We start from the raw sequence: 7391 nt of genomic DNA, 5'->3' as shown, positions 1-7391 counted from the left end.
TCGGATTGCCGTAGCAGGCCAGCGCATCGGCGCGGCATTCGTCGGTGAAGTAGAGGATCATGTTCATCGGACAGCCATCGGCGCGGCGCGGAGGCGCGCCCATCGGCGTGCCAGAAAAACCGCGCGCCGACCCGGCCAAGGCCATGCCAGCCAGCGCCCCTGCCCCGGCGATAAAATCCCTGCGCAGCATCACTTCATCCCTTCGCTCTCTTCAGGCGCATCCATACACCTTACGACGCAAGCACAAAGATCATGATTGAGACAGCGCTGTCAAGCACGGATGCTTACCATAAAATCTCGCGAAAAATCCTCTTTTCTTTAAATATGTCCCGGACAGCGGAAAGGGCGAGCGAACGTCCACCCTCTCTTCACCCTGTGATAGACAGCGCTGTCTATCAATAGACCCATTCCGTTTCTCGCCCGCCGATCATCACCTTGCGGGTGAAATGCAGCTTCCACAAAGGCTGAGGCAGGCTTTTGGCAAAGGCCTCGACATCGGCATTCAGCTTCGCCTTGGCCGCTGGATCGGCGGAAGACAGATCGGCCTTCTCCCACGGATCTTTCGCCAGATCGTAGAGGTGCGTCTGGTGCCAGTCATCCGAGCGCCACAGCTTCAGATCGCCCTGCCGCGCGGCAAAGACCGGCGCCTGCCCCCACACCAGCAGGCGCGGCGTGGCGGGCGGATGGCGCGCCTCGTCGAACAGATCGCGCCCTTCCAGCTCACGCGGCATCGCGATGCGCGGCGCGGCGGCGTGCAGGATGGTGGGCAGAATATCCAGCGAGGAGACCGGCGTATCCACCACGCCCATGGGCCTTAGATGACCCGGCCACGACAGCAGGAAAGGCACCCTCACCCCGCCTTCCAGATAGGTGAACTTACCCGCACCCCATGGATGCGCCTGATTGCAGAAGCCGAACTGCACCGGGCAGCCATTGTCGGCCAGGAACACCACCATCGTGTTGTCGCGCAGATGGTCACGCTCCAGCCTGTCGAGGATCTGCCCCACTCCGGCGTCCATCGCCGCGATCATCGCCACATAGGTACGGCGGATCGGATCCTTGATCTGCGGAAACTTGTCGTACCACAGCTGCGGCACCTGCAGCGGCCAATGCGGCGCATTGTAGGCGACATAGGCGAAGAACGGCTGCTTGCCCTTGGCCGAACGGTCGATGAAATCGACGGCGTGATCGGTGATCTCATCGGTGAGATAGCGATTGAAATTGTTCACCACATGGCGGTCGGCCCCTTCGAGGATCGTGCCGTTCTTCATCCGGTGATCGAAGGGCGGCTTCTTGGCATCCTGAGCGGTGGGGGTGGTGACCATGCCGGGCGTTTTGGGATCGACATAGATCGTCTCACCCGCCAGGAAGCCGAAGAATTCGTCGAAACCACGGTTGGTGGGGTAGAAACGATCCTCCGAGCCGACATGCCATTTGCCGATGGCCGCGCTGCGATAGCCCAGCGGCTTCAGACGCTCGGCGATGGTCTTCTGGCTTTCGGGAATGCCCGCGCCCTCGTCGCCGCCATTGCCGTCGTCATTGATGTTGTAGGTGTAGCCGTAGCGCATCGGCATGCGCCCGGTCAGCAGCCCCGCGCGCGACACGGCGCAGACCGAGGCCGCGACATAACCGCTGGAAAAAGCCACGCCCGCATGCGCGATGCGGTCGATGTTGGGCGTCTCCACATCGTGGCGGCCATAGGCGGAGACATCGGGCCAGCCCAGATCGTCGACCAGAATCACCACCACATTGGGGCGGGCGGATGGCGCGTGAACCGGCGCCGGTGCAGGTGCAGGTGCGGGCCCGCGCGCCGGGGCGGAAGCCGCCGTCACGGCCAGAGCGGCGGTGGCCAGCAGGGTGTGTACAAGCTTGCGCATCATCTTACTCATTGCCCTCGGGCGTGATCTTGCATCCGGCGACCACAGCGGGTTTGGCCGGGTCGAGCGAAGGCTCCCCCTTGCACCACGGGAATTTTTCCGGGTTCAACGGGCCATCATGCATCCCGTCCAGCACCTTTTGCAGCGCGGCCTTGCGCGCAGCAGCCTCGCCGGCGGGTTTGGCGATCACGGTTTCCGTGCCCGCCGCCTGATCGATGGCGACGAATTTGCCATCGCCATAGAGCTTGTATTGCGCATCGAAGACATAGCGCGTGGGGTTGAACACCCAGACCGGCGCGTAATGTTCGAAGATCCAGTCGCGGGCGGCGGGTTTCTGCCCCAGCACCACCGGCATCTGGTCCACCCCGTCGATCCCCGCAGGCACCTTCGCCCCGCCGATGTCGGCAATGGTGGGCATGATGTCGGCAAAGTCGAACAAGCCCTCGCGGGTGACATTCTGCGGCACCTTGCCCGGCGCCCAGACGATCATCGGCACATGGGTGCCGTTCACCGTGGGCGTGCCCTTGCCGCCCCTGATCTGGTAACCGTCACGCGTGGAGGTGATGGCGCGGTTGGTGCCATTGTCGCCGCTGAAGATCACCACCGTGTTCTTGTCCAGCCCCTCGGCCTTCAGGCGCTCCATCAATGTGCCGACGAGCCCGTCCATATAGGTGACCATGGCGGAAAAGCGGTTCTTGGGGCCCTGCGCATTCATGCTGTCGGGCGTGGGTACGAAGGGGCTGTGGACCAGCACCATCGGGTAATAGAGGAAGAAGGGCTCGGCCTTGTGGCGGCTGATGAAATCGAGGGCGTATTTGCTGTCGAAATCGGGGCCGAAGCCTTCCTCGGTGATGTGGTTGTGGCCGTTGGTGGCGCGCGTCGGCCCCCAATAGCGCGATCCCTTGGCGTCCAGCGCCTTGAGCTGCCAGAGGTAGCTTTCATCGAAGCCCGCCGCTTCGGGCGTGATGCCCACGCGCCCGTCGAAGCCATTGCCCATCAGCTGCCATTTGCCGACGATCCCCGTGGCATAGCCTGCCGATTTCATCACATTGCCGAAGGTCGTCTGGCCCGGCGCCAGATAGCCGAACGCCTCGTAATTGCGGTGGTTTTCCATGCCCGTCATCAGGCGGGTGCGCGAAGGGCTGCACAAGGGCATGGCATGGGCATTGGCGAAGCGGGTGCCCTCACGCGCCAGACGGTCGATGTTGGGCGTGTAATATTCCCCGCCATAGGTGTTGAAACCCTCGACCCCGATGTCATCGGCCAGAATGAAGATGACATTGGGCCTGCCGCCGGTGCGCGCGGGCTGCGCCGGAGCGGGACTCGCCGGGCCGTGGCTGTATTCGGGCGGCTGGGCCATGGCGCCCGCCCCCGCCAGCCCGCACGCCAGCGCCATGGCCGCTGCTGCCCCTTTCATCCGCCGTGCCATTGCCTGCATGGTCATGCTTCCTTTCAATCCTGCCACATGGCGGGCACATGCGTGCCTTCGCGCGCGGGCATCAGCGCATTGGGGCGGTTGCCGCGGAAGGGGGCGAAATCAGCCTCGGCCTGCTTCATCCGCGCCTGCATCGCCTTGACGATATCGGGGTGCAGGGAGGCCACGCTGTATTGCTCACGCGGGTCGTGCATGTCGTAGAGCTGCGGATAGCCGCGCCCTTCCAGCGACATTTCGAACTTCATGTAGAAATCGGCGCGGACATATTTCCACTGCTGAGTGCGGATGCCCACCACATCCTCGTCCTGAAACAGCAGCAATTGCTCATGCGGGGTGGCGCCGCCGCGCGTCAGCACGCCGGTGATGTCCTTGCCGTCCACGGTGACGCCCGCAGGCTGGGGCAGCCCCGCCAGCGCGCAGAGCGTGGGCATGATGTCGATGCCCATGGCGATGGCATCGCTGCGCCGCCCGGCCGGAATGGCGCCGGGCCAGCGGGCGATGAAGGGCACGCGATAGGCCCCGTCATAGGCGCCGCCGCCCTTGCGCTGGCGCAGGCCGCCGGTCGAACCCTCGAACCACGGGCCATTGTCCGAGGTGAAGATCACCATCGTATCGCGATCCAGCCCCAGCGCCGCCAGCTTGGCCATCAGGCGGCCGACGATGCTGTCGATCTCCATCACCGTATCGCCATAGGCCCCGCCGTTCTTCGAGCCCTTTTCAAAGCCCTTGGCCGGATAGTTGGGCAGATGCGGCGAACTGAGCGCCAGTTCGAGGAAGAAGGGGCGCTTGGCGTTCTCGTCGATGAATTGCTCGGCGCGGGCATAGAACTGCTGCTGCAGGCCGGGATAGTCAGGCTCCCACTGGCCTTTCTTCTGGCCCTTCTGGAATTCGTAGATCGCCAGCGGCGAGATATCGTGGCTGTAGGGAATGCCGTAGAACAGGTCGAAGCCGTAATGGGTGGCGTCCCAGTCATCGCCCGTATGGCCCAGATGCCACTTGCCGATCAGCGCGCTGGCATAGGCGGGCTTCAGCGCATCGGCGATGGTCTTCTCGCTCTTGGGCAGGCCATGCGTGTCATTGGCCAGCAGCACGCGCGACATGGTGGTGCGCACCGGATAACGCCCGGTCAGCAGCCCCGCGCGCGATGGGGTGCAGACATTGGCGGCGGCGTAGTAATCGGTGAGCGTGATGCCTTCGCGGGCCATGCGGTCCAGATGCGGCGTGGGAATGTCGCGCCCGCCCATCGGGCCGATGTCGCCATAGCCCATGTCGTCGCACAGGATGACGATGAAGTTGGGCTGGCGTTTCGGCGCCGCCGCATGCGCCACGCCGGTCATGCTGCCGGCCAGCCCCGCCGCCAGAGCCGCGCCCGCCACACCCAGAAATCCGCGCCGATGTTGTTGCATGCTCTCTTGCCTTCGTCTTGAAAAAATCCGGGGCGGTGCATGAACCACCGCCCCGGCAGAGGGGAACTTAAAAGCTGTAACCGATGGTCGCCCCGACATAGCGCATCGCCGCCTTGGGCACGAAGGCGGTGAGGTTGTTGGGCGTCACCGTCTGCGAGGTCAGCTCGCTGGCGTGGCCCATGGCGGAGTAGAAACGCTGATCAGTCAGGTTTTTGATGAAGATCGCGAAACTCAGCCCCTTGCCCGCGGGGCGCAGGCCCAGCGACAGATCCACCGTGGCATAGGCTTTCTGCACCAGCAGCGGATCCTGCTCCAGCGCGAAGAGCACGCTGCTCTGATAGTTCAGATTGGCATCGGCATAGGCGGTGTAACGGCCCAGCGGCAGGTCGTAATGCGGGTTCAGCGTGAAGCGCCATGCCGGCGTGTTGGGCAGCACGCCATTGCGCACATTCTGGTTCGCGCCAGACACCACGCCATTGGCGCCCACCTGCTTGAAGCAGGCATTGGTGGGCGCCGCCGCGCCATAGGCCACGGTGGTGAACGCGGCCTGATACTGCAACGGGCAGGCCAGCCCATCGGCATCGAAACGCGCATGGGTATAGGCGAAGGAGGTGCCGATGCTCAGCCGGTCGGTCGGGCGCACCGTGCCCTCGATCTCGATGCCCTTGGTTTCGGCATGGCCCGCATTGGTCACCACGAAGAGGAAGTTGCCCGTCGACTGGTCCGAGCGGTTGGCCTGAACCTGCAGATCCTTGTATTTGGCCAGATAGGCCGAGATGGCGATGCTCAGTCTGTGGTCGGCGGTACTGCCCTTGAAGCCGACCTCATAGGCGTTGACCGTTTCGGGGCGGACCAGCGCATTGTTGTTGAAGGTCTGGTTGTATTCTGTGCCCAGCGACTGGCCCTTATAACCGCGCGTGTAGGTGGCATAGGCCTGAGCGCGGCGGCTGAACTCATACTGCAGGCCCAGCTTGCCGGTCAGCACATTGTCGGCGGCGGCGGTGTAGCCGTTGGTGACGGCCACGTTCTGGCTGTCTCCGGCGAAGGGCGGGGTGGCGTATTGGAAGCCATAGACCGAGATGAACTCATGCTGCCAGCGCGCCCCGCCGATGGCCTTCAGCCCGCCGACCAGATTGTAATCCACCTGGCCGAAGAAGGCATATTGGTCGCTGCGCAGATGCGCCAGACTCTGCCCCGATGAGCCCACGGTGTTGGCCGCCGGACAGGCCGCGCCGATGGCAAGGCCAGCGCTGGCAGGCGCGTTGCAGGTGACGATGCGGCGGGTAAAACCGCGATCGATGGTCACATCGGAATAGAAGACACCCGCAACATAGTTCAGCCGCCCCTGATGCGCGTTGGAGGCGCGCAGCTCCTGCGTGAAATTGTCCAACTGCCACGCCCCGCCATTGACGTCGAAGGAGGCATAGTAAGGCGCCGCCGTGCCGCCGGTGTAGATCGGCACGCCGGTGTTGATGTTGTCCACGTCCTGATTGTTGAACAGGTTGAACTTCTGATAGGCCGTGATGGAGGTCACCGAAATGGCGCCGGCATCATATTTGGCCTCGATCGAATAGACCTGCTGCTTGGTGGAGGTCACGGTGTCGAGGTTCGAGGACACCTGATTGTTGTTGGGCCCGGCCACCACCGGCGACAGCAGCTTGACCAGATTGGCATTGTCCGCACGGATGAACACCGACTGGCAGCACAGCGTATGCGTGCGCCCGTAAGAGGCCGAGGCCAGCACGTTCAGCCGGTCGAAATCGAACTCCACCTTGCCGCGCACGCCCCAGCTTTCCGAACCGTTGGTCTTGTGCTGCAGCGTGGTGTTGTAGGTGAAGCCGTCATCCTTGTTGTAGAAGGCGGTCAGGCGGGCCTTCACATGCTCGGCCAGCGGGCCCGAGACCGTGCCATTGACGTGATATTCGCCCATTTCGGCAACCGTGGCCGACATCTTGCCGGTGAAGGTATCGGTGGGGCGCGCGGTGACGATGTTGATCGCGCCGCCCGTGGCATTCTTGCCGAACAGCGTGCCCTGCGGCCCGCGCAGCACCTCGACCCGCTCGATATCGGCCAGATCGGTGAAGCCCTGAGCGGCGCGCGCCATCACCACCCCATCCATCACCACCGAGACCGAGGATTCATTGCCCACGCCGAACACCGCCGTGCCGATGCCCCGGATGCGGAAGTTGGAGTTGGTGGGATTGGTGCCCTGCGTATAGGTCAGCGAGGGTGAAATCTGGCCGATGTTGGTGGTGTCTGTGATGTTGCGCGTGGCCAGCGACTGGGCACTGAGCGCGGTCACCGAAACGGGCACATCCTGCAGGCGTTCGGCGCGTTTCTGCGCGGTCACGACGATCTCGCCGGGCGCCGGTTCCCCGGCAGCCGGCGCGGTATCGGGCGCCGTCTGCGCGCACGCCGGATGAGCCAGCGCCGAGATGGCGATCCCGGTCAGCAGCGTGGCGATCAATCGATTGGTCACGTGGTCCTCCCCCTGTTTTATGCATGTCTTGCAGGCATCGGGGGGCGCCGCCGGAATACCCGGCCTTATTTCCTCACCCCCTGATGGGCGGGGCGTGTGCGCCCCTGATCCTGTGCGTGTCTGTTTGCCCATGCGCCGAATCAACGTCAGCGCTGACGTTAGCATATATGGGTCAACGTCAGCGCTGTCAAACC

4 protein-coding genes and 1 pseudogene are annotated in these 7391 nt (G+C 63.8%); all 5 read right to left on the bottom strand.

Going from position 1 to position 7391, the window contains the following annotated elements:
• Positions 1 to 190 (bottom strand): annotated as a pseudogene (locus SR3_RS25005) (sulfatase-like hydrolase/transferase); the annotation flags it as partial.
• A gap of 205 nt (positions 191 to 395) precedes the next feature.
• Entirely contained in the window at positions 396 to 1877 is a 1482-nt protein-coding gene (locus SR3_RS25000) for a sulfatase family protein (RefSeq protein ID WP_084455898.1), read from the bottom strand.
• A gap of 4 nt (positions 1878 to 1881) precedes the next feature.
• Positions 1882 to 3321: a sulfatase-like hydrolase/transferase gene (locus tag SR3_RS24995; RefSeq protein WP_084455896.1), complete on the bottom strand. Its 1440-nt coding sequence runs from the start codon at positions 3319 to 3321 to the stop codon at positions 1882 to 1884.
• A gap of 8 nt (positions 3322 to 3329) precedes the next feature.
• On the bottom strand, positions 3330 to 4718 hold the full coding sequence (locus SR3_RS24990; RefSeq protein ID WP_068092213.1) for a sulfatase family protein: 1389 nt from the start codon (positions 4716 to 4718) through the stop codon (positions 3330 to 3332).
• A gap of 67 nt (positions 4719 to 4785) precedes the next feature.
• Entirely contained in the window at positions 4786 to 7197 is a 2412-nt protein-coding gene (locus tag SR3_RS24985) for a TonB-dependent receptor (protein ID WP_169805707.1), read from the bottom strand.
• Between the last annotated feature and the right edge of the window lie 194 nt (positions 7198 to 7391).

Source organism: Novosphingobium rosa NBRC 15208 (assembly GCF_001598555.1).
In the GTDB taxonomy this organism is placed as follows: Bacteria; Pseudomonadota; Alphaproteobacteria; order Sphingomonadales; family Sphingomonadaceae; genus Novosphingobium; species Novosphingobium rosa.
Note: the sequence above shows the minus strand (reverse complement) of the source record. Positions and strands in the feature narration are given on the sequence as shown.